At 70.6% G+C, this 21361-nt stretch carries 22 protein-coding genes; 14 read left to right on the plus strand and 8 right to left on the minus strand.

The features are described 5' to 3' along the window. Positions 1 to 184: 184 nt before the first annotated feature. Positions 185 to 2551 carry a penicillin-binding protein 1A gene (locus P1K89_RS07800; RefSeq protein WP_439897958.1) on the plus strand — a complete coding sequence of 789 codons (2367 nt, stop codon included), beginning with the start codon at positions 185 to 187 and terminating at the stop codon, positions 2549 to 2551. Positions 2552 to 2573: 22 nt separating this feature from the next. Here the strand turns inward: P1K89_RS07800 and cyaY are convergent, their stop codons facing one another. Beyond that, a complete protein-coding gene (cyaY, locus tag P1K89_RS07805; RefSeq protein WP_284616337.1) occupies positions 2574 to 2906 on the minus strand; it encodes an iron donor protein CyaY in 333 nt (110 codons plus the stop codon). Between the two features lie 39 nt (positions 2907 to 2945). Between cyaY and lptM the strand changes: the two genes are divergently transcribed. Continuing rightward, positions 2946 to 3113: an LPS translocon maturation chaperone LptM gene (gene lptM, locus P1K89_RS07810; protein ID WP_284615813.1), complete on the plus strand. Its 168-nt coding sequence runs from the start codon at positions 2946 to 2948 to the stop codon at positions 3111 to 3113. 64 nt (positions 3114 to 3177) lie between these two features. On the opposite strand, the gene P1K89_RS07815 is transcribed toward lptM, so the two are convergent. The 5 genes from P1K89_RS07815 to P1K89_RS07835 form a co-directional block, all read right to left on the minus strand. Then, positions 3178 to 4170: an ABC transporter ATP-binding protein gene (locus tag P1K89_RS07815; protein ID WP_284615814.1), complete on the minus strand. Its 993-nt coding sequence runs from the start codon at positions 4168 to 4170 to the stop codon at positions 3178 to 3180. Further along, positions 4167 to 5177: an ABC transporter ATP-binding protein gene (locus P1K89_RS07820; RefSeq protein ID WP_284615815.1), complete on the minus strand. Its 1011-nt coding sequence runs from the start codon at positions 5175 to 5177 to the stop codon at positions 4167 to 4169. The genes P1K89_RS07815 and P1K89_RS07820 overlap by 4 nt, the downstream gene beginning before the upstream one ends. A gap of 10 nt (positions 5178 to 5187) precedes the next feature. Further along, positions 5188 to 6087, minus strand: a complete 900-nt coding sequence (locus tag P1K89_RS07825) for an ABC transporter permease (RefSeq protein WP_284616338.1) — start codon at positions 6085 to 6087, stop codon at positions 5188 to 5190. Between the two features lie 62 nt (positions 6088 to 6149). After that, positions 6150 to 7133: an ABC transporter permease gene (locus tag P1K89_RS07830; protein ID WP_284615816.1), complete on the minus strand. Its 984-nt coding sequence runs from the start codon at positions 7131 to 7133 to the stop codon at positions 6150 to 6152. Positions 7134 to 7378: 245 nt separating this feature from the next. Continuing rightward, entirely contained in the window at positions 7379 to 8413 is a 1035-nt protein-coding gene (locus tag P1K89_RS07835) for a porin (protein ID WP_284615817.1), read from the minus strand. 287 nt (positions 8414 to 8700) lie between these two features. Between P1K89_RS07835 and coq7 the strand changes: the two genes are divergently transcribed. Next, positions 8701 to 9312, plus strand: a complete 612-nt coding sequence (gene coq7, locus P1K89_RS07840) for a 2-polyprenyl-3-methyl-6-methoxy-1,4-benzoquinone monooxygenase (RefSeq protein WP_284616339.1) — start codon at positions 8701 to 8703, stop codon at positions 9310 to 9312. A 69-nt stretch (positions 9313 to 9381) separates the two neighbouring features. Here the strand turns inward: coq7 and P1K89_RS07845 are convergent, their stop codons facing one another. After that, the gene (locus tag P1K89_RS07845) at positions 9382 to 9804 is read right to left on the minus strand and encodes an OsmC family protein (protein ID WP_284615818.1); all 423 of its coding nucleotides are present in this window, start codon (positions 9802 to 9804) and stop codon (positions 9382 to 9384) included. 316 nt (positions 9805 to 10120) lie between these two features. On the opposite strand from P1K89_RS07845, the gene ilvA reads away from it, so the two are divergent. Together ilvA and P1K89_RS07855 are read left to right on the plus strand one after the other, a co-directional pair. Continuing rightward, positions 10121 to 11644, plus strand: a complete 1524-nt coding sequence (gene ilvA / locus P1K89_RS07850; protein ID WP_284615819.1) for a threonine ammonia-lyase, biosynthetic — start codon at positions 10121 to 10123, stop codon at positions 11642 to 11644. Positions 11645 to 11695: 51 nt separating this feature from the next. After that, positions 11696 to 12784, plus strand: coding sequence for a nicotinate-nucleotide--dimethylbenzimidazole phosphoribosyltransferase (locus P1K89_RS07855; protein ID WP_284615820.1), 1089 nt, complete (start codon positions 11696 to 11698; stop codon positions 12782 to 12784). Positions 12785 to 12788: 4 nt separating this feature from the next. Here the strand turns inward: P1K89_RS07855 and P1K89_RS07860 are convergent, their stop codons facing one another. Beyond that, on the minus strand, positions 12789 to 13502 hold the full coding sequence (locus P1K89_RS07860) for a type II secretion system protein N (RefSeq protein ID WP_284615821.1): 714 nt from the start codon (positions 13500 to 13502) through the stop codon (positions 12789 to 12791). A gap of 71 nt (positions 13503 to 13573) precedes the next feature. Between P1K89_RS07860 and gspG the strand changes: the two genes are divergently transcribed. The 9 genes from gspG (at position 13574) to gspD (ending at position 21355) form a co-directional block, all read left to right on the plus strand. Then, complete coding sequence (gspG, locus tag P1K89_RS07865) at positions 13574 to 13999, plus strand: type II secretion system major pseudopilin GspG (protein ID WP_284615822.1); 426 nt, start codon at positions 13574 to 13576, stop codon at positions 13997 to 13999. A 10-nt stretch (positions 14000 to 14009) separates the two neighbouring features. Further along, positions 14010 to 14480, plus strand: a complete 471-nt coding sequence (locus tag P1K89_RS07870) for a prepilin-type N-terminal cleavage/methylation domain-containing protein (protein WP_284615823.1) — start codon at positions 14010 to 14012, stop codon at positions 14478 to 14480. Further along, entirely contained in the window at positions 14477 to 14836 is a 360-nt protein-coding gene (gene gspI / locus P1K89_RS07875; protein ID WP_284615824.1) for a type II secretion system minor pseudopilin GspI, read from the plus strand. The genes P1K89_RS07870 and gspI overlap by 4 nt, the downstream gene beginning before the upstream one ends. Next, complete coding sequence (locus P1K89_RS07880) at positions 14833 to 15492, plus strand: prepilin-type N-terminal cleavage/methylation domain-containing protein (RefSeq protein WP_284615825.1); 660 nt, start codon at positions 14833 to 14835, stop codon at positions 15490 to 15492. Before gspI ends, P1K89_RS07880 begins: the two co-directional genes overlap by 4 nt. Then, entirely contained in the window at positions 15489 to 16481 is a 993-nt protein-coding gene (gspK, locus tag P1K89_RS07885; RefSeq protein ID WP_284615826.1) for a type II secretion system minor pseudopilin GspK, read from the plus strand. The genes P1K89_RS07880 and gspK overlap by 4 nt, the downstream gene beginning before the upstream one ends. A 116-nt stretch (positions 16482 to 16597) precedes the next feature. After that, positions 16598 to 17845 (plus strand): type II secretion system protein GspL, encoded by a 1248-nt coding sequence (gene gspL / locus P1K89_RS07890; RefSeq protein WP_284615827.1) that lies wholly within the window; start codon positions 16598 to 16600, stop codon positions 17843 to 17845. Then, on the plus strand, positions 17842 to 18330 hold the full coding sequence (locus P1K89_RS07895) for a type II secretion system protein M (protein ID WP_284615828.1): 489 nt from the start codon (positions 17842 to 17844) through the stop codon (positions 18328 to 18330). The genes gspL and P1K89_RS07895 overlap by 4 nt, the downstream gene beginning before the upstream one ends. Continuing rightward, positions 18327 to 19169, plus strand: a complete 843-nt coding sequence (gspN, locus tag P1K89_RS07900) for a type II secretion system protein N (protein ID WP_284615829.1) — start codon at positions 18327 to 18329, stop codon at positions 19167 to 19169. The genes P1K89_RS07895 and gspN overlap by 4 nt, the downstream gene beginning before the upstream one ends. Before the next feature lie 2 nt (positions 19170 to 19171). Continuing rightward, a complete protein-coding gene (gene gspD / locus P1K89_RS07905) occupies positions 19172 to 21355 on the plus strand; it encodes a type II secretion system secretin GspD (protein WP_284615830.1) in 2184 nt (727 codons plus the stop codon). The last annotated feature ends 6 nt before the right edge of the window (positions 21356 to 21361 follow it).

A 21361-nucleotide genomic window follows, 5' to 3' on the forward strand; every position in this document is an offset into this window, starting at 1 on the left:
TACTTCAATGCTAGCAGTAAAGCCTTTGTGCGCCAAAGGAATTTCCCTGGGAGGCAGCAACAGCTCGTTGCGATTCTCCGACGTTTCGGAGCGCATTTGAAACAAGGCGCTGCGGCTCTCCGCGCACCTCGAAAGCGGCCTGAAACCGCCCTGGAGAGCGGCTTCTATACACTCGATCGCCAAGATGAGTGAACCCTATCGAGACGCCGAGGCGCCAACTTCTGCTCGCCGCCGAGCACTGCCTGCGTGGTCTCGTCCCGTGCTGCGCGCGCTCGCCTGGCTGGCCGGCGGAGTGTTCGCGGGCGCCCTCGCGGTGCTGATGTTGCTTGCGGTTGCCTTGTCGGTGGCCTACCCGAACCTGCCGGAGATCAGCGGGCTCACCGACTACCGCCCCAAGCTGCCGCTGCGCGTGATCTCGGCCGACGGGGTGCTGCTGGGCGAGTTCGGCGAGGAACGCCGGCTGTTCACGCCGATCGACCGCATTCCGCCGGTGATGCAGCAGGCCGTGCTGGCGATCGAGGATGCCCGCTTCTACCGCCACAGTGGCGTCGACTACCTCGGCGTGATCCGTGCCGGCCTGGCGCAGTTCAACAAGGCGAAGAGCCAGGGCGCGTCGACGATCACGATGCAGGTCGCGCGCAATTTCTACCTGTCGACCGAGAAGACCTTCACCCGCAAGATCTACGAGATCCTGCTGGCGCTGAAGATCGAGAGCCAGCTGTCGAAGAAGCAGATCCTCGAGGTCTACATGAACCAGATCTTCCTCGGGCAGCGGGCCTACGGCTTCGCGGCAGCGAGCGAGATCTACTTCGGCAAGCCGCTGCAGGACGTGACCGTCGCGGAGGCCGCGATGCTCGCCGGGCTGCCGCAGGCGCCGTCGGCCTACAACCCGATCGCCAACCCGCAGCGGGCCACGCGGCGCCAGCAGTACATCATCCAGCGCATGGTCGAGAACGCCTTCATCACCGAGGAAGAAGGCGAGGCGGCGCGCAAGCAGGTGCTGCGCTACCGCACGCCGGTGGACACCGGCGTGCATGCCGAATACGTCGCCGAGACGGTGCGCCAGCTGGTGCAGGCGCAGTACGGCGAGGAAACGACCACCCGCGGGCTCAACGTGCACGTGACCGTCGACTCAGGCGACCAGGCTGCGGCCTACCGCGCGTTGCGCCGCGGGCTGCTGAACTACGAGCGCCGGCAGGTCTACCGCGGTCCCGAGGACTACGTCGATCTGCCCAAGGACGCGAAGGAGCTCGACGCCCGGATCGCCGAAGCGCTGGCCGACCATGCCGACAATGACGAGCTGAAGGCGGCGGTCGTGCTCGAGGCGTCACCGCGCAAGGTGGTCGCGGTGCTGCAGTCCGGCGAGGCCATCACCGTGACGGGGGAGGGGCTGAAGCCGGTCACCTCCGGCCTGTCCGAAAAGGCCGGCCCGAAAACGCAGATCCGCCCCGGCGCGGTGGTGCGCGCGGTCAAGGGCGCCAAGGGCGACTGGACGTTGACGCAGCAGCCGGAAGTCGAGGGCGCGTTCGTCTCGATGGACCCGAACACCGGCGCGATCCGCGCGCTGGTCGGCGGCTTCGACTTCGGCAAGAGCAAGTTCAACCACGTGCTGCAGGCCTGGCGACAGCCGGGCTCGAGCTTCAAGCCCTTCATCTACTCCAGCGCGCTCGAAAAGGGCTTCACGCCGCTGACGGTGGTCAACGACGCACCGCTGTTCTTCGATGCCGGCTCCACCGGCAGCCAGCCCTGGGAGCCGAAGAACTACGACGGCAAGTTCGATGGCCCGATGCCGCTGCGCACCGCGCTCGCGAAGTCGAAGAACATGGTGTCGATCCGCGTGCTGCAGTCCGTGGGCGTGCACTACGCGCAGGAGTGGATCACGCGCTTCGGCTTCGAGGCCGACAAACATCCGCCCTACCTGACGATGGCGCTGGGCGCCGGCTCGGTGACGCCGATGCAGATGGTGAGCGCCTATGCGGTGTTCGCCAACGGCGGCCACCGGGTCAATCCGGCACTGATCACCCGCGTCACCGACAGCAAGGGGCGCCTGCTGCTTGACACGCCGCCGAAGCCGGTCGACGAGTCGACGCGCGTCATCGACGAGCGCAACGCGTTCGTGATGAGCCAGCTGATGGGCGAGGTCACGCGCGCCGGCACCGCCGCGCAGGTCTACCAGGTCTTCAAGCGCCCCGACCTGCACGGCAAGACCGGCACCACCAACGACTCGATGGACGCCTGGTTCGCCGGCTACCAGCCGAACCTGGCGGCCGTGGTCTGGATCGGCTACGACAACCCACGCAAACTCGGCGACCGCGAAACCGGCGGCGGCCTGTCGCTGCCGGTGTGGATCGAGTACATGACGCACGCGCTGAAGCGCCTGCCGGTCCAGGACGCGGCCGTGCCGGAGGGCCTGGTGCAGCGCGGCGGCGACTGGGTCTTCGAGGAGTACGCGGCCGGCGCCGGCGTCAGCAGCGTGGGCCTCGACGAAAAGGCACCGCAGGCGCCGAGCGACGAGGAGCGCCGCAGCATCCTCGACCTGTTCCGCCGCTGATCCCGCGACGGTCGCCGGCGCGTCAGGCGGCGTCGAAAGTGAGCGGCCGTCCGGCCTGCTCGCTGGCGAACGTGGACAGCGACGCGAAGAACTCGCTCTGATCGCGCGTATCGACCCAGCGGCCGTCAACGAAGCGGTAGTGGTGGCCGCCGCTGCGCGCGGCCACCCACAGCTCGTGCAGCGGCGGCTGCGTATTGATGACGATCTTCGTGCCGTTGGGCAGGCTGAGCTCGAGCAGGCCACCGGTTCGGTGCACGTCGATGTCGATGACGTCGTCCTGCAGCCAGCGGTCGATCGTCGCTTCGATGCCGGCCAGCACAGCATCGGTGCGCTGGTGGTATTCGCTGTCGGACAGCGGCGTGGCGGCGGACGTCATGGTCGATATCATGCGGCGATGAAACTGACGTCCAGTGTAGTCACGCGCACGCTGACCCTGCCGGCCGTGATGGCGGCGGCGGCGCTGCTCGGCGCCTGCGGGCAACCCGGGCCGCTGTACCTGCCATCGCCTGCTGGCGCCTCGGCGCCCGCGAAGGCAGCGTCGGCACCGCCGCCGGCGCGCTGAAATGAAAACGCGGCCCTCGGGCCGCGTACTCCGGGTTGCGGCCCCGTCACGGCCGCGTCGTCCCTCAGATCCGCCCTTCGGTCACCGCGTGGCAGGCGATCTGGATGCCCTTGAACGCCTGCAGCTCCGGCCGCTCGGTCGAACAGCGCTGGTTCGCATGCGGGCAGCGCGGATGGAAAGCGCAGCCGCTCGGCGGGTTCAGCGGATTCGGCACTTCGCCCTGCACCGGCGTGCGCGCGCGGCCGGTCATGCCGATGTCCGGGATCGCATCCAGCAGCATGCGCGTGTACGGATGGCGCGGATTCGAGAACAGGTCGGCCTTGTCGGCCAGCTCGACCAGGCGGCCCAGGTACATCACGCCGACCGAGTCGCTGACGTGCCGCACCACCGCGAGGTTGTGCGAGATGAACAGGTACGTGAGGCCCCGCTGCCGCTGCAGGTCCTTCATGATGTTCAGCACCTGCGCCTGCACCGACACGTCGAGTGCCGACGTCGGCTCGTCGCAGACCAGGAACTCCGGCTGCGTCGCGAGGGCGCGGGCGATCGAGATGCGCTGGCGCTGGCCGCCGGAGAACTGGTGCGGGAACTTCTCCATGTCCGCCGCCGCCAGGCCCACGGACTTCAGCAGATCGCCGACCTGGCGTTTGAGTTCGTCCTCGTCGGTGACCAGGCCGTGTTCCTTCAGCGGCTCGGCGACGATGTCACGCACCTTCCAGCGCGGATTCAGGCTGGCATACGGATCCTGGAAGATCATCTGCATGCGCCGGTGCAGCGTGCGCCCCTCGGGCGTCGACAGCATCGTCTGCGTGTCCTGGCCATCGAAGCGGACCGTCCCTCGCGTCGGGCCGTACAGGCCGACCAGCAGCCGCGCGACCGTGCTCTTGCCGCAGCCCGACTCGCCGACCAGCGCGAGCGTCTTGCCCTTGTCGATCGAGAAGCTGACACCGTCGACCGCGTGCACGAACTGGCGCGGCTTGCGCTCGATCACGCGGTTCAGCCACGGCGCCGAGACATCGAAGACCTTGGCCAGCTCGCGGACCTCCACCAGCGCCGTCATGCATTCGCTCCCGTCACCATCGCTGCAGGCGCGGCTGCAGGTTCCATCGCATTGAGCCAGCACGCGGCGCGCGTCGCACCGGCGGGCATCAGGTCCGGCCGCTCGACGCGGCAGCGGTCGAAGACCTTGGGGCAGCGCGGGTTGAACGCGCAGCCGTTCGGGATGGCGTTGAGCCGCGGCATCGCGCCGTCGATCTGCATCAGGCGCTCGCGGTCGCTGTCCATCGACGGGATCGAGCCCATCAGGCCGGCCGTGTACGGATGCTTGGGCCGGTGGATCACGTCGGCCACCGGGCCGATCTCGGCCACCCGGCCGGCATACATCACCGCGACGCGGTCGCAGGATTCGGCGATCACGCCCATGTCGTGCGTCACCAGCATCACCGCGGCGCCGTGGTCCTTCGTCAGCCGCTTCAGCAGGCTGATGATCTGCGCCTGGATCGACACGTCGAGCGCGGTGGTCGGCTCGTCGGCGACGATCAGCTTCGGCTCGGCCGCCAGCGCCAGCGCGATCACTACGCGTTGCCGCATGCCGCCGGAGAACTGGTGCGGGTACTGGTCGATGCGCTGCTCGGCGGCCGGGATGCCGGTCTCCTGCAGCAGGTGCACGGCACGCTTGCGGGCCTGCTCGTAGCTCAAGTGCAGGTGCACCTGGATCGTCTCGATCAGCTGCGCGCCGATTGTCACCAGCGGGTTCAGCGAGGTCAGCGGGTCCTGGAAGATCGCGCCGATCTGGCGGCCGCGGATCTCGCGCATCTTGTCGTGCGGCAGGTTGTCGATGCGCTGGCCGGCGAGGCGGATCTCGCCCGCGGCCACGCGGCCGGGCGGCTCGAGCAGGCCGATGATCGCCGCGCCGGTCAGCGACTTGCCGGCACCGGATTCGCCGACGACGCCGAGGATCTCGCCCGGCGCGATGTCGAAGGAGATGTCGTCGAGCGCACGCAGGGTGCCGCGGCGCGTCGGGAACTCGACGCGCAGGTTCTTGACTTCAAGCAGAGGGGCAGCCATGGGACTTCTCTCAACGCAGGCGCGGGTTCAGCGCGTCGCGCAGCCAGTCGCCGAGCAGGTTGACCGACAGCGCGATCATGATCAGCACGATGCCCGGGAAGATCGTGATCCACCACTCGCCGGAGAACAGGAAGTCCTGGCCGACGCGGATCAGCGTGCCGAGCGACGGCGACGTGGGCGGCACGCCGACGCCGAGGAACGACAACGTGGCTTCGGTGATGATGGCGGTGGCGATGTGGATCGTCGCCAGCACCAGCACGGGCCCCATCACGTTGGGCAGCACGTGGCGGCGCATGATGCGCGCCGGCGACACGCCGATCACGCGGGCGGCCTGCACGTATTCGCGCTGGCGCTCGACCATCGTCGAGCCGCGCACGGTGCGGGCGTACTGCACCCAGCCGGTCAGCGAGATCGCAATGATCAGCACGGTGAACGCGAGCGTGTCGTGCGCGTTCGGAAACATCGCCCGGCCGACGCCGTCGATCAGCAGCGCGATCAGGATCGACGGGAACGACAGCATCACGTCGCACACGCGCATGATGAACGCGTCGACCCGGCCGCCGACGAAGCCCGACAGCAGGCCCAGGCTGACGCCGATGATCACCGACACCAGCACCGACGCGAGGCCGACGAACAGCGAGATGCGCGAGCCGTACATCAGCGCCGACAGGATGTCGCGGCCCTGATCGTCGGTGCCGAGCAGGTACTTGGGCTTGCCCTCGTCCTCCCAGGCCGGCGGCAGGCGCGCGTCCATCAGTTCCAGCGACGCGAGGTCGAGCGGGTTGTGCGGCGCGATCCAGTTGGCGAACAGCGCGCAGACGATGCAGATCGTCGCGATGACCGCGGCGATGATCGCTACCGGCGAGTTCTTGAAGCTGTGCCAGACGTCGCCGTCGAGGAAGCGCGCCATCGCGCCCGGCGCAGCAACCGGCGTGACGCTCGGTTGCGCCAAGGAAGTGTCGTTGCTCATGGTCAGTGCCCCGCGGCGCTGCGTTCGATGCGCAGTCGTGGATCGACCGCGAAGTACAGCAGGTCGACCACCAGGTTGATGGTGACGAAGATCAGCGCGATCAGGCAGAGGTAGGCCGCCATCACCGGGATGTCGGCGAACTGCACCGCCTGGATGAACAGCAGCCCCATGCCGGGCCACTGGAAGACCGTCTCGGTGACGATCGCGAACGCGATGATCGCGCCCAGCTGCAGGCCGGCGATCGTGATCACCGGCACCAGCGTGTTCTTCAGCGCATGGCGGAAATAGACGCTGCGGTCCGGCAGGCCACGGGCGCGCGCGAACTTGATGTAGTCGGTGCGCAGCACCTCCAGCATCTCGGCGCGCACCAGCCGCAACACCAGCGTCATCGGGAACAACGACAGCGTGAAGGCAGGCAGCAGCAGGTGCTTCAGGCCGTCGACGGTCAGCAGGCCGGTGCTCAGGTTGCCGAAGGCGACGACCTCGCCGCGGCCGAAGCTCGGCAACCACTTGAAGGTGACCGCGAAAACCAGGATCAGCAGGATGCCGATCAGGAAGTTCGGCAGCGAGACGCCGAGCAGCGAGCCGGTCATCACCACCTGCGACAGGAAGCTGCCTCGCTTGAGCGCGGCGAACACGCCGAGCGGTATGCCTAGGAACAGGCCGAGCATGGCCGCGACAGTCGCCAGCTCGAGCGTGGCCGGAAAACGTTCGGCGATCAGCGTCGACACCTTGCGGCCCTGGCGCAGGCTGAGGCCGAACTCGCCCTGCGCGGCATTGCCGATGAACTTCGCGAACTGCACGAAGAAGGGCTGGTCGAGGCCGAGGTCGCGGCGCAGGTCTTCACGCTGCTGCGGAGTCGCGTCCTGGCCGAGCAGGTTGGTCACAGGATCGCCGACATACTGGAACAGCGTGAAGGCGATGAACGCCACGGTGACCATGACGACCATGGCCTGGAGCAGTCGGCGGAGGATGAAGGCAAGCATCGGGGGTGGCTGTGATCGCGCGGGCTTGTGGGTTCGGCTTGTGGCCGACCGACAGCAAAGCCCGCACCGCGCTCGTGCGTTGGCGGACAAGGGCGCCATGATCCGCAAATCGCATGCCGGGCACAAAGGGGGAAACACCCGTTCCCATGCACACGGGCATCTGGCCGCCGGAATTGCAGCGCCCCAAAAAGAAAAACCGCCCCGAAGGGCGGTTTTCGCGGACCGGGCCGAAGCCCGGTGACCGATCAGAACGAGTGGCGAATGCCCAGCTCGTAGCCGGTGGCGTTGCCGCCGCCGTTCGGCGACGGAGCAGCCAGGCCGTTGTTGGAGACGGTCTTCGTCTGCGCGCCGTCGTTGGCGACGCGGGCGTACGTGGCGTACATCTGCGTGCGCTTCGACAGGTTGTAGCCGTAGCCGATGGCCAGCTTCTTCCAGTCGTTGTTGCTGTTCTTCAGGTCGTAGTCGCTGTAGGCAGCGCGCAGTTCGCCCTGACCCAGCGGCACCACGACGCCAGCCAACCAAGCGTTGATCTTGGTGTTGCCCGCGCCGTTCTTCTCCTGGTCGAACTGCACCATCGGGGTGATGACGCCGAAGTTGTACGACGCACCGAAGTTCGTGTACTTCGTGTCGGTGCCCGAGGTGGCACCCTTGGTCTTGCCGTATGCGCCATGCACCGACAGCGGGCCGGCAGCGTAGCCGACACGACCACCGAAGTAGTCGTTGGCCTTCTTGCCGGTGGCGTTCAGGTTGCTTTCGCCGAAGGCGTACATGATCTGGCCGCTGAAGCCGCCCAGATTGCTCGGCAGGAAGTAGCTGACCGAGTTGTTGGCACGGACCGAGTTCGTCGGGGTGCCGGCAGCGCCGATCAGGTTCGGGGTCAGCGCCTGGCCGACGCCGTTGGTGCCGAACGGGTCATAGACGGTCGTGTTCCAGAAGGTCGGGACATAGTCGCGGCCCAGGCGGATTTCGCCGAAATTGCCCATCAGGCTGACGGTCGAGCGACGCTGCCAGGTCTGGCCGGCGGCGTTGCCGTCGTCGTTGGTCAGCTGGCCTTCGATGTGGAAGCCCGCGCGCAGGCCGCCACCGAGGTCTTCCACGCCGCGGAAGCCCAGACGGCTGCTGTTCAGGCCGGAGTTCGTCATGCCCTTGTTGGACTTGCCACCGGCCGAAACGTGGGCGTAGGCGGCGTCAACGATACCGAACAGCGTGACCGACGACTGCGCAGACGCAGCACCCGCGAAAGAGGCGAGCGCGGCGAGAGCGAGCAGAGACTTTTTCATTGCGACTATCTCCTAGGTTGAACAAGAGGTCCCGATCCCGTAGAGAACCCGCCCTCCGGGAACGGCGCGGGCCGGTCAGGCCAACCTCCTCATCGGAAGTTGCGGCTATTCCACCAGACGGCCGCACCGGTTGCAAAGAAATGGGCCGAAAAACGCCGTCACTTGTTGCCTCACAACAACGGGCAAATCAGGGTCACGGAATGCCGCAGGAACGGGCTGCAAAGGCCTTGGCGCAGCGCTTGGCCAGAGGCCAGCACACCCTGCGCTATGCTCGCCACATGCCCGGAATCGATGCGCTGATCAGCAGCGCGGACATGGCGCTGCGCACCCTCAGCCGCAGCGCCCGCTCGGCGCGGCCGATGCCAGCCGCCGAGCCCGCGACCCTGTCCGAGCCCGAACGCCGCCTGTCCGGTGCGCTGATGCGGGTGAACCATGTCGGCGAGGTCTGCGCGCAGGCGCTTTATGCGGCCCAGGCGCTCACCGCCCGCACGCCGGAGCTGCGCGCGCAGATGAGCGCGGCCGCGCGCGACGAAACCGATCACCTGGCCTGGACCGAACGCCGGCTCGATGAACTGGGCGATCGCACCAGCCTGCTCAATCCGCTGTGGTACGCCGGCGCGTTCGCGATCGGCCTGGTGGCCGGCCGCGCGGGCGACCGCTACAGCCTGGGCTTCGTCGTCGAGACCGAGCGCCAGGTCGAGCAGCACCTCGCGGGCCACCTCGAACGGCTGCCTGCGGCCGACCACCGCTCGCGCGCCGTCGTCAGCGTGATGCAGGCCGACGAGGCCCGCCATGCCGATGAAGCGCAGCAGGCCGGCGCCGCGCCGATGCCGGCGCCGGTGCGCTGGCTGATGCGGGCCGCCGCGCGCGTGATGACGCGCACCGCCCACGTGCTCTGACCGGGACCCTCCGGACTCGACCGCCCCCGTCCAGGCAGGGCGACGCGGCAACGCCCGCTGTGCGTCGGGTCAGGCGGCGACGATCTCGTGGCTGGTGGTGATCTCGGCGGTCTTGCCGAGCATGATCGTCGCGGAGCAGTACTTCTCGTGCGACAGCTCGATCGCCCGGGCCACCGCCGCTTCCGGCAGGTTGCGGCCGCTGACGGTGAAATGCATGTGGATACGGGTGAAGACCTTCGGCTCGCTCGGCGCGCGCTCGGCCTCGAGCTTCACGCGGCAGTCGGTCACGTCATGGCGGCCGCGCTTGAGGATCAGCACCACGTCGTAGGCCGTGCAACCGCCGGCGCCGACGAGCAGGGTTTCCATCGGCCGCGGCGCGAGGTTGCGCCCGCCGCCGTCCGGCGCGCCGTCCATCGTCAGCAGGTGACCGCTGCCGGTCTCCGCGACCATCGCCATGCCGGCATCCGGCACCCAGCGAATCGTGCACTCCATGTCTTCACCACCTCGTACGGTGCGCGCGGCGCACCCTGCGCGGGCGCTGCGCACCAGGCCCTGGAGCGCCGACCCTAGATCAGATCGAAGCCATCATATTGCAGCGCAACATCCACGACGTTAGACTGGCTTCGCTGCATCGCTCGAACCCGAGCTCGATGCGACCGATTGTCTCCTCCACCTCCCCAATGGTGGATTCGGCCCGGGGCCACAAGCCCCGGGCCTTTTTCTATGTCGGTCGGAGCGCGATCTATCATCCCGCGCCCCTTTCTCCCCACTTCCCGCCCCGATCGATTCCCGAACCGAGCCCTCGGCCATGGCGCGCGCGCAGCATCCCGACTACCTGAAGAAGATCCTCACCGCCCGCGTCTACGACGTGGCGATCGAATCGCCGCTGGACCCGGCGCGCAGCCTGTCGCGGCGCCTGGGAAACCACGTGCTGCTCAAGCGCGAGGACCAGCAGCCGGTGTTCAGCTTCAAGCTGCGCGGCGCCTACAACAAGATGGCGCACCTGACGAAGGAACAGCTCGACCGCGGCGTGATCTGCGCGTCGGCCGGCAACCATGCGCAGGGCGTCGCGCTCAGCGCGCGCCGGCTCGGCTGCCGCGCGGTCATCGTGATGCCGGTGACGACGCCGAAGCTGAAGATCGACGCAGTCGCTGCGCTCGGCGGCGAGGTCGTGCTGCACGGCGACAGCTATTCCGACGCCTACCAGCATGCGCTCGAGCTGCAGCAGGCCGACGCGCTGACCTTCGTGCACCCGTTCGACGACCCCGACGTGATCGCCGGCCAGGGCACCATCGGCATGGAGATCCTGCGCCAGCACCAGGGCCCGCTCGACGCGGTGTTCGTCGCCATCGGCGGCGGCGGCCTGATCTCCGGCGTCGCGTCGTACATCAAGGCGGTGCGGCCGGAGGTGAAGGTGATCGGCGTGCAGACGCGCGACTCCGACGCGATGGTGCGTTCGGTGAAGGCCGGCAAGCGCGTGACGCTGCCTGACGTCGGCCTCTTCTCCGACGGCACCGCCGTCAAGCTGGTCGGCGAGGAGACCTTCCGCCTCGCGCGCACGCTGGTCGACGACTTCGTGATCGTCGACACCGACGAAGTCTGCGCGGCGATCAAGGACGTGTTCCAGGACACCCGCAGCATCCTCGAGCCCGCCGGCGCGCTCGGCGTGGCGGCGATCAAGCAGTACGTCGCGCAGCACAAGCTCAAGGGCCAGACGCTGGTGGCGATCACCTGCGGCGCGAACATGAACTTCGACCGCCTGCGCTTCGTCGCCGAGCGGGCCGAATTCGGCGAGCAGCGCGAGGCGCTGTACGCCGTGACGATCCCCGAGGAGCGCGGCTCCTTCCGCCGCTTCTGCGAGCTGATCGGGCCGCGCGCGGTGACCGAGTTCAACTACCGCATCTCCGATCCGCAGCAGGCGCATGTCTTCGTGGGCGTCGCGATCAGCCGCCGCGACGAGGCCGACAAGATCGCGCGCAGCTTCGAGCGCCACGGCTTCCCCACGGTGAACCTGACCGACGACGAGCTGGCCAAGGAGCATGTGCGGCACATGGTCGGCGGCCGCAGCGAGCTGGCCGAGCACGAGCGCCTCTTCCGCTTCGTCTTCCCCGAGAAGCCCGGCGCGCTGATGCGCTTCCTGTCGTCGATGCACCCGGAGTGGAACATCAGCCTGTTCCACTACCGCAACCAGGGCGCCGACTACGGCCGCATCCTCGTCGGCATCCAGGTGCCGCGCGGCGACCAGCGGGCCTTCAAGGACTTCCTCGACGCGCTCGCCTACCCCTACGTCGAGCAGACCGACAACCCGGTCTACCGCCTGTTCCTGCGCTGAGGGCTGACGGCGCACACGCCGCGATCCGCAGCCGCTGCTTACACTTCACGCATGTCGCTGAACCGCTCGCTGATCACGCCGACGTCGAGCCCGCTGCTCGAGCGGGCGCTGATCGACAAGCTCGAGCGGCGCGGCACGGTCGTCGGCAGCCTCGGTGAACTCGAACCCGTGGCCGTGCGCCTCGGGCTGATGCAGAACACGCTGAAGCCGCGCTTCCGCGACCCGCAGCTGGTGCTGTTCGCCGCCGACCATGGCCTGGCGGTCGACGGCATCCAGACGCCGCAGCTGCCGCAGTCGCACGAGCAGGTGCTGCAGCTGCTGACCGGCCAGCTGCCGGTGTCGGTGTTCGCGCGCATCCAGGGGCTGGAACTGTCGGTGATCGACTGCGGCCTGGCCGCCGAGATCGGCCCGCACGACCGGCTGATGCCGCGCAAGATCGCGCACGGCACGCGCAATGCGCGGGTCGGTCCGGCGATGGCGCTGGAGCAGGCGCATGCCGCGATCCGCGCCGGCATGGAGATCGGCGACGCGCTGCGCGGCAACCTCGTCGCCTGCGCCGGCATCGGCGTCGGCGCGCACGAGGCCGCCGCGCTGGTGCTGGCGCGGCTGACGCAAAGCCCGGTGCGCGACCTGCTCGTCAGCGGACCGCAGATGAGCAGCGAGGCGCTGGCGCACCTGATGATGATCGCGCAGGGCGCGCAGAGCCGGCACCGCGAGGTCACCGACGCGGTCGAGGTGCTCGCCGCGTTCGGCGGCTTCGAGACCGCGGTGATGGTCGGCGTGATGCTGGTCGCGGCGAGCAAGCGCCACCTGATCATGGTCGACGGCATGGCGGCCTGCGCGGCACTGATGGTGGCCTCGCGCATCGCCGCGTCGGTCACCGACTACTGCGTCTTCTGCCGCAGCCACAGCCACCGCGGGCTGGACCAGGCGCTGAACCTCTTCAACGCCACCGCGCTGCTCGAGCTCGGCCTCGACAGCATCGACGGCACCGGCGCCTGCCTGTCCTGGCCACTGGTGCGCAGCGCCGCCGCGCTGCTGACGGAACTCGCCGACGGCGAGGACCCGGGGCCGTCGCGGCCCTCGGCGATGGGCGGCGAACCGAGCGGCTTCGACGACAGCGCCGTGCTGCGCAGCTGACGCCTCAGCGCGTCGCGTTCACCGGCTCGCTGGGCGCCATCGGCGCCTGCACCGCCGCCGCCGGCGGCGTCACGCCGAAGGGCAGCGGACTGGCCTGCGGCATCGCCTGGGCACCGGGATTCGGCACCACCCCGAACGGTGCGGCCGTGCGCTGCGTGGGCCGCGGGCGCCCCATCGGCTGCGGCGCCGGCATCGGCGCGGCGGCGCCGTACGGCAGCGGCGCCGGTGGTGGCGGCGTGGCGCCGGGCGCCGCGGCGCCGGCACGCGGCAGGTCGCCGCGCGCGGCATCGGGCAGGGCCGGCAGCTCGAGCGCCACGCGCGGCTGGCCGCCGGCCGGCGCCAGCTCGACCCGGCGGTGGCCGATCGCCGCCACGGTCCACTCCGCATCGACCCGGCCGCCAAGCGCGACCGGCTTGGGCGCACCGCCGTCGACGGCGATCAGCGCCAGCCCGTTGCGGTGGCCGGCTGCGGGCGCGACCACGCCCACCAGCTTGAAGCGGCTCTCGATGGCCGGCGGCGGCGCGACCTCGGCGATCGCCGCCTCCGCGGGCGGGCCGAACAGCCGGGCCAGGTCGCCGGCGACCGGCGGCGTCGCGGCGCCGGCCTGCGCGGCCTGCGCCGGCACCGGCAGCGGTTTCGCTAACAGCCGAAATCCCCAGAACAGCGCGCTCGCGGCGACCGCAGCCCAGATGACAAACGCGAACACGCGCGAACTCATGCGGGCATTATCATTCACCGCTTTGGCCGATCGCCCTTCCCTGCAGCGCCATGCCGACCCCGCTTCGCCCGATGACCCGCCGCCCGGCCCACGCGCGGGGTTTCACGCTGATCGAGCTGCTCGTGGTGCTGGTCATCATCGGCGTGCTGGCCAGCCTGATCGTGCCCAACCTGCTCGACCGCACCGACGACGCGCGTGCCACCGCCGCGCGCACCGACGTCAACAACCTGATGCAGGCCCTGAAGCTCTACAAGCTCGACAACCAGCGCTTCCCGACCGCCGAACAGGGCCTCGAGGCGCTGGTCAAGAAGCCGACCGGCGGCCCGACGCCGCCGAACTGGCGGCCGTACCTCGAGAAGCTGCCAAAGGACCCCTGGGGCCAGCCCTACCAGTACGTCAATCCGGGCGTGAAGGCGGAGATCGATGTGTTCAGCTTCGGCGCCGACGGTCAGGCCGGCGGTGAAGGCAAGAACGCCGACATCGGGTCCTGGCAGTAGCCGGACCGCGGTGGCTGCCAGCCGCCGGCGCCGGGCCCACGGCTTCACGCTCGTCGAGCTGCTGGTCGTGCTCGTGCTCGTCGGCATCGCCGCCGGACTGGTGGCGCTCGCGCTGCGCGACCCCTCGTCGGCGCGCCTCGAACAGGAAGCCGCGCGGCTGTCGGCGCTGCTCGAAGCCGGCCGCGCCGAAGCGCGGGCGCTGGGCCTGCCGGTGCGCTTCGAGCTCGGCAGCAACGTGCCCGGCGAGGGCTTCCGCTTCGTCGGCCTGCCGCCGCAACTGAAGCTGCCGCAGCACTGGCTCAACGAGGACCTGCAGGCGGAGATCGGCGGCGCGCGCGCGTTGCTGCTTGGACCCGAGCCGCTGATCGGCCCGCAGCGCATCACCCTGCGCCTGGGCGAGCAGCAGGTGGTGATCGCGACCGACGGCCTGGCGCCGTTCTCGCCGCTGCCGGCCGCATCGACCGACGCCGCCACGCCATGAGCCGCCGCGCCGGGTTCACGCTGGTCGAGGTGCTGGTCGCGCTGGCGATCGTGGCCATCACGCTGTCGGCCGGACTGAAGGCGGCCGGTGCGCTGACCAACAACGCACAGCGGCTGGCCGACGTCACCGCCGCGCAGTGGTGCGCCGACAACCAGCTGACCAACCTGCGCCTCGCGCGCCAGTTCCCCGGCACCGGCGACAGCGACTTCGAGTGCCAGCAGCTCGGCCGCGAGTACCGCGGCCAGCTGCAGGTGCGGCCGACGCCGAATCCGAACTTCCGCCGCGTCGAGGCCCGCGTGCTGGACGACCAGGGGCAGCTGCTGGTGACGCTGACCACGATCCTCGGCCGGCTATGAACGACCGCCGCGCTGCTTCGGGGTTCACGCTCGTCGAGGTCCTCGTCGCGCTGCTGATCATGTCGGTGATCGCGGTGATCGGCTGGCGCGGTGTCGACAGCATGGCGCGTTCGCGCGAGATCGCGCAGGCCGCGTCGGAGCAGAGCCTGAGGATGTCGGCGATCGTCGGCCAGTTCGAGCAGGACCTGCAGGCGCTTCAGGAAAGCGCCAGCGTGCCGGCGCTGAGCTTCGACGGCGCCGCGCTGCGGCTGACGCGGCGCAGCGACGCCGGCCTGCAGGTGGTCGTCTGGGCGCTGCGCGAAGGCCGCTGGCTGCGCTGGGCCGGGCCGGTGACGACGCGCGCCGGCGCGCTGCAGGAATCCTGGATGGCCAGCCAGCAGCTGCAGGGCCAGGAACCGGGGCAGCTGACGCTGCTCGAGGGCGTCGCGTCCTGGCAGGTCTACTTCTACCGCGGCGGCTGGAGCAATGCGCAGTCGAGCGCCGACGTCGCCGCCGCCCCGACCGCTGCGTCGCCGGCCTCGGCACCTTCCACGGACGGCGGCCAGCCGCCGCCGCAGGCCCCGCGGGCCCTGCTGCCCACCGGTGTGCGCATCGTCATCGAGCTGCCCGCGGGCAAGCTGACGCGCGACATCGCGCTCGGCCCGCAAGCCACATGAGCCGGCACGCGACGTTCCGCCCGCGCCAGCGCGGCGCCGCGCTGCTGGTGGCGATGGTGCTGCTCACGCTGGTGGCCACGCTGGCCGCCGGCATGGTCTGGCAGCAGTGGCGCGCGGTGCAGGTGGAGATCGCCGAGCGCGGCCGCGCGCAGCTGGGCTGGATCCTCAACGGCGCGATCGACTGGGCGCGGCTGATCCTGCGCGAGGACGGGCGCACCGACCTGCAGAAGGGCCAGGCGGTCGATCACCTCAACGAGACCTGGGCCAAGCCGCTCGAGGAAGCGCGGCTGTCGACCTTCCTCGCCGCCGACAAGGACAACAACGCCGACGACAGCGGCCCCGACGCCTTCATCGCCGGCACCATCGTCGACGCGCAGGCGCGCTACAACCTGCGCAACCTCGTCAGCGCCGAACGCAAGGTGCTGCCGGCCGAGTTCGAAGTGCTCAAGCAGCTGTGCGCCCAGGCCGGCCTGGCTGCCGACGTGCCGGAACGGCTGGCCAGCGGCCTCGCCGCCGCGACCGCGGGCACCGAGGACGCGCCGCTGCTGCCGCTGCGCCTGGACGACCTGGCGTGGCTGGGCATCGACGGCGCCAGCATCGAGAAGTTGCGCCCGCTGGTCTGGCTGCAACCGCCGCAGGCCGGGGGCGGCACCGGGGCGACGGTCAACCTGAACACCGCCCCGCGCGACGTGCTGGCCGCCGTGCTGGGCATCGATCCGGGCCGCGCCGAAGGGCTGGTGCAGACCCGCAACCGCCAGGCGTTCGGTTCCGCGGACGAGGTGCGCACGCAGCTGAACATCGCCAACGAGGCCTGGACAGCGATCGCGGCGCGCATCGGCGTGCAGTCGCAATACTTCGAGGTGCGCGGCCGCATGCGGCTGGACGACCGGGTGCTCGAGGAAACCGCGCTGCTGCGGCGCGATCCGAACGGTGGCGTGCTGCTGCTGCAGCGCCAACGCCAGCACCTCGTGCTGGCGCCGCGTTCGTGAGCGGTTCGACAGCGCGCGGCCTTTGCCACAATGCGGCCCCGCCCGTCGCGCCGGCGCACCGTCGCCGCGCGATCGACGTCGGCCCGCCATCCGTCTTTACGTCCTCCCGCTAGCCTATGTCGATGCTCGTCATCCAGTTGCCGCCCCGTGCGCGCGCCGAAGGCGCCGCGCCCGATGCCGCGGCGCTGCCGCTGGCCTATGTGCAAAGCGGCGACGGCCTGAGCCCGGGCGTCCAGGGCCACGCGACGCTGGCGCAGCTGCCGAAGGCCGACAGCCTCGTCGCCGTCGTGCCCGCCTCCGAGATCGGCTGGCACCGCGTGCCGCTGCCGAAAGCCCCGGCAGGGCGCCTGCGCGCCGCACTGCTGGGCCTGCTGGAAGAAGGCCTGCTCGACGACGACGACCAGGTCCACCTGGCGCTGGCACCGCAGGCGAAGCCGTCGCAGCCGACCTGGGTCGCCGCGCTGCACCGTCCGTGGCTCGCCGGCTGGATCGCGGCCATCGAAGCGGCAGGCCTGACGCTCGAGCGCGTCGTGCCCGCGCACTGGCCGCAGGAACCCGGTATCGCCCACGTCTTTCCCGGCGGCCGCATCGACGGCGCCGATCCGGTGCCCTGGCTGACGCTGGCCGACGCCGACGGCGTGCTGACGATGCCGCTGGGCGGCGGCCTGGCGCGTGCCCGCCAGCCCCAGTGGCAGGCGGCCGCGCTGCGCTGGACCGCCGAACCCTCCGTGATCGCCGCCGCCGAACGCTGGCTCGGCGCGCCGCTGCAGGTGCAGACCGAAAGCCAGTCGACGCTCGCCGCCGCCCGGTCGCCGTGGAACCTGCGCCAGTTCGATCTGGCACCGCGCCACCGCGGACTGCGCGCGGTGCGCGAGTTCGCCAAGCAGTGGGCCGGTCCGGCCTGGCGGCCGGTGCGCTGGGGCCTGGCGGCGCTGCTCGCGCTGCAGGTGGTCGGCCTGAACCTCGCGTCCTGGCAGCAGCAGCGCCAGCTGCAGCTGCGCCAGCAGGAGATGACGGCGCTGCTGCGCAGCACCCACCCGCAGGTGCGTTCGATCGCCGATGCGCCGCTGCAGATGCGGCGCGAGACCGAACTGCTGCGCAGCGCCGCCGGCCAGCCGGGCGAAGGCGACCTCGAGCCGCTGCTGGCGCTTGCCGCCCGTGCGTGGCCGGAGGGCCAGGCGCCGGTGCAGCAACTGCAGTTCCAGCCGGGCCAGCTGAGCCTGGCCGCGGCCGGCTGGACGCCGCAGCAGGTCGAGCAGTTCCGCAACCGCATCGAGGGCGCCGGCGTGCGCGTGACGTCCGATGGCGGCCGTCTTGTCGTGCGCACCGAGGCGGCCGCGGCACGCACGGGAGCGCAGCCATGAGCCGTTCGGACTGGCGCCAGCAGCTGGCCACCGCATGGGGCCAGCGCAGCGAGCGCGAGCGCCGCCTGGTGCTGGTCGCCGGCATCGTGCTCGGCGCGTACCTGCTGTGGCTGGCGATCGTTCCGGCCTGGCGCACGCTGCGCACGGTGCCGGCGAAGCAGGCCGTGCTCGAAGCACAGTGGCACAGCATGCAGCGCCTGGCGGTCGAAGCGCAGGCGCTGCGCGCGACACCGCCGCTGCCGCCCGAGCAGGCCCGCGCCGCATTGCAAGGCAGCGCCCAACGTTTCGGCGACGCCGCGAAGCTCGTGCTGCAGGGTGAGCGCGCGATCCTGACGATCACCGGCCTGCCGGCCGAACAGCTGGCCGCCTGGCTCGCCGAAGTGCGCATCAACGCACGCGCCCGCGTCATCGAGAGCCAGCTGCAGCGGACCCCGCAGGGCAGCTACGCCGGCACCGTGGTGCTGGTGCTGGGAGCGCCCGCGTGAAGGCGGCACCGGCCGCGGCGCTGGCCGCCGAACGCGCCTGGCAGCGGCTGCAGCACGCGACGCGACGCGCCGCGCTGTGGGGCGTGCTGCTGGGCGGGCTGCTCGGCCTGGTGCTGTTCGCGCCGGCGAGCTGGCTCGCATCGGCCGTGCATCGCGCCAGCGGCGAACGCCTGCTGCTGGCCGATGCGCGTGGCAGCGTCTGGGCGGGCGACGCGGTGCTGGTGCTCGCCGGCGGCCCCGGCAGCCGCGATGCATCGGCCCTGCCCGGCCGCGTGCAGTGGCGGCTGCGGCCGCACTGGCGCGGCCTGCTGCTGAAGACGCGCCAGCCCTGCTGCCTGCACGAGCCGCTGCGCCTGGAGCTGCGGCCGGCCTGGGGCGGCTTCACGCTGGTGCTGCCGCCGCGGCCCGAGGGCATCGGCCGCTGGCCGGCCCGCTGGCTGGCGGGACTCGGCACGCCCTGGAACACGCTGCAGCTCGGCGGCACGCTGCAGCTGGCCAGCACCGGCTTCACGCTGCGCATGGTCGAAGGCCGCGCCCGCCTGGACGGCACGCTGGAGCTGCGGCTGATCGGCGCGTCGTCGACGCTGGTGCCGGTCGACCCGCTCGGCAGCTACCGGCTGCAGTTGCGCGGCGATGCGGCCGGCGGCGATGCGGCGACGCTGACCTTGCAGACGCTCGACGGCGCGCTGCAGCTCGCCGGCAGCGGCCAGTGGACCGGCGCCCGCCTGCGCTTCCGCGGCGACGCGCGCGCCGCGCCCGGCCAGGAGAACGCGCTGGCCAACCTGCTCAACATCATCGGCAAGCGCCAGGGGGCGCTGTCCGTCATTTCGATTGGATGATCATGCGAGTGCGATCTTTCAACGCCTCGGCCGTCGCCTGTGCCTGCACGCTCGCACTGGCGTCGATCGGGCTCGCCGAGCCGGTGGCGGCGCAGGAGCCGGGCCGGCCTGCCCGCAGCGCACAGCCGCGCTTCCGCTCCAACGCGCCGGTGACGCTGAATTTCGTCAACGCCGACATCGAAGCCGTCAGCCGCGCGATGGCCGCGATGATCGACCAGCCGATCCTCGTCGACCCGCGTGTCAAGGGCACCATCACCGTCTACAGCGAGCAGCCGATCCCGGTGCGCGACGCGTGGCTGAACTACCTGGCCTCGCTGCGCGGCCTGGGCTTCGCGCTGGTCGACAGCAACGGCCTGCTGAAGGTCGTGCCCGAAGCCGAGGCCAAGCTGCAGACCGGCACGGTGATCGTCGGCGCCGCCGAGCAGCGCGGCGACCAGGTGCTGACGCAGGTGTTCCGCCTCAACCACGAGAACCCGAACAACCTGGTCGCGGTGCTGCGGCCGCTGATCAGCCCGAACAACACGATCAACGCCAACCCCGGCACCAGCTCGCTGGTGATCACGGACTACGCGGACAACCTCGCGCGCCTGGGCCGCATCATTGCCGCGCTCGACCAGCCGGCGGCGACCGAGGTCGACGTGATCCCGCTGCAGCACGCGGTGGCCGCGGACATCGCGGTGCTGGTGCAGAAGCTCGGCGAGGGCAGCGCGACGGCCGCGCCGGGCGTGCCGGGGGCCACGCAGGCGACCAGCATCGTCGCCGATCCGCGCAGCAACGCCCTGATCGTGCGCGCAGCGAACCCGGCCCGCCTGGCATCGATCCGCGCGCTGGTCGCGCGGCTGGACCGTCCGGGCAGCGACGGCCCCGCCGGCGGCCTCTACGTCGTGCACCTGAAGAATGCCGACGCGACGCGGCTCGCGGCCGTGCTGCGCGCGGCCTTTGGTGGCGGCGGCGGCAGCGGCGGCACCTCGGGCGGCAGCAGCCTGTCGTCGACCAGCGCGACGCCGCCGTCGATGACGCCCCAGGCCACGGCCAACGCTGCAGCCCAGTCGGCCGCGGCGACCGCGCCGGTGGCCTCGGCGGGGCAGCCGTCGACCGGCGGCTTCATCCAGGCCGATCCGGCGTCCAACTCGCTGATCATCACCGCGGCCGAGCCGCTGTACCGCCAGATGCGCTCGCTGATCGACCAGCTCGACTCGCGCCGCGCGCAGGTCTACATCGAGAGCATGATCGTCGAGGTCTCGGGCGGCGATGCGGCCGACTTCGGGTTCCAGTGGCTCGGCATCCTCGGCAGCGACGGCAACCGTTCGATCCAGGCGGTGCAGAACCTGCCGACCGGCTCGACGCCGGGCATCGTCGGCATCAACACCGGTCTGGTCCAGGGCTCGCTGAACCTGGGCGACGGCCTCAATGTCGGCCTGGTGCGCACGATCAACGGCGTCAACTCGCTGGCGGCGATCCTGCGGCTGCTGCAGAGCCAGTCCGCCACCAACGTGGTCTCGACACCCAACCTGATCACGCTGGACAACGAGGAGGCGAAGATCGTCGTCGGCGAGAACGTGCCCTTCATCACCGGCCAGTTCACCAACACCGGCACCGCGACGACCAATCCGTTCCAGACCATCGAGCGCAAGGACGTCGGCATCACGCTGCGCATCAAGCCGCAGATCGGCGAAGGCGGCGCGATCCGCATGCAGCTGTACCAGGAGCAGTCGAGCGTGAAGACCGACACCGCGGCCGGCACCAGCAATGCCGGCCCGTCGACGACCAAGCGCTCGATCGAAGGCACGGTGACGGTCGACGACGGCCAGATCCTGGTGCTCGGCGGCCTCATCGAGGACAACTACACGACCACCAAGAGCAAGGTGCCGCTGCTCGGCGACCTGCCGCTGCTGGGTCCGCTGTTCCGCAGCGAAAGCCGCACCCGCAAGCGCACCAACCTGATGGTGTTCCTGCGGCCGGTGGTGATGCGCGATGCCGACGCGGCTTCGCGCTTCTCGCTCGACCGCTACGACCAGATCCGCGCCCGCCAGGTCAACAGCCAGCCGACCCCGAGCATCGTGCTGCCGGTGCCGAGGTCGCCGGTGCTGCCGCAGGACGCGCGCACGCCGCTGACGGTGGCGCCGCTGGACGCGCCGATGCCCGCACCGGCCGCTTCGGAGCCCGCGCCGCCGAAGGCGCCCTGAGGCCGC

It is taken from the genome of Aquabacterium humicola, from assembly GCF_030167915.1.
In the GTDB taxonomy this organism is placed as follows: Bacteria; Pseudomonadota; Gammaproteobacteria; order Burkholderiales; family Burkholderiaceae_C; genus Pseudaquabacterium; species Pseudaquabacterium humicola.

Coding starts and splice junctions, on each gene's coding strand:
- P1K89_RS07855 (WP_284615820.1), top strand. CDS start 11,696: ATGTCGCTGAACCGCTCGCTGATCACGCCGACGTCGAGCCCGCTGCTC.
- ilvA (WP_284615819.1), top strand. CDS start 10,121: ATGGCGCGCGCGCAGCATCCCGACTACCTGAAGAAGATCCTCACCGCC.
- P1K89_RS07860 (WP_284615821.1), bottom strand. CDS start 13,502: ATGAGTTCGCGCGTGTTCGCGTTTGTCATCTGGGCTGCGGTCGCCGCG.
- P1K89_RS07845 (WP_284615818.1), bottom strand. CDS start 9,804: ATGGAGTGCACGATTCGCTGGGTGCCGGATGCCGGCATGGCGATGGTC.
- gspL (WP_284615827.1), top strand. CDS start 16,598: ATGTCGATGCTCGTCATCCAGTTGCCGCCCCGTGCGCGCGCCGAAGGC.
- P1K89_RS07825 (WP_284616338.1), bottom strand. CDS start 6,087: ATGGCGCGCTTCCTCGACGGCGACGTCTGGCACAGCTTCAAGAACTCG.
- P1K89_RS07820 (WP_284615815.1), bottom strand. CDS start 5,177: ATGGCTGCCCCTCTGCTTGAAGTCAAGAACCTGCGCGTCGAGTTCCCG.
- P1K89_RS07835 (WP_284615817.1), bottom strand. CDS start 8,413: ATGAAAAAGTCTCTGCTCGCTCTCGCCGCGCTCGCCTCTTTCGCGGGT.
- P1K89_RS07830 (WP_284615816.1), bottom strand. CDS start 7,133: ATGCTTGCCTTCATCCTCCGCCGACTGCTCCAGGCCATGGTCGTCATG.
- gspG (WP_284615822.1), top strand. CDS start 13,574: ATGACCCGCCGCCCGGCCCACGCGCGGGGTTTCACGCTGATCGAGCTG.
- gspK (WP_284615826.1), top strand. CDS start 15,489: ATGAGCCGGCACGCGACGTTCCGCCCGCGCCAGCGCGGCGCCGCGCTG.
- lptM (WP_284615813.1), top strand. CDS start 2,946: ATGAAACTGACGTCCAGTGTAGTCACGCGCACGCTGACCCTGCCGGCC.
- gspD (WP_284615830.1), top strand. CDS start 19,172: ATGCGAGTGCGATCTTTCAACGCCTCGGCCGTCGCCTGTGCCTGCACG.
- P1K89_RS07895 (WP_284615828.1), top strand. CDS start 17,842: ATGAGCCGTTCGGACTGGCGCCAGCAGCTGGCCACCGCATGGGGCCAG.
- P1K89_RS07800 (WP_439897958.1), top strand. CDS start 185: ATGAGTGAACCCTATCGAGACGCCGAGGCGCCAACTTCTGCTCGCCGC.
- P1K89_RS07880 (WP_284615825.1), top strand. CDS start 14,833: ATGAACGACCGCCGCGCTGCTTCGGGGTTCACGCTCGTCGAGGTCCTC.
- P1K89_RS07815 (WP_284615814.1), bottom strand. CDS start 4,170: ATGACGGCGCTGGTGGAGGTCCGCGAGCTGGCCAAGGTCTTCGATGTC.
- gspI (WP_284615824.1), top strand. CDS start 14,477: ATGAGCCGCCGCGCCGGGTTCACGCTGGTCGAGGTGCTGGTCGCGCTG.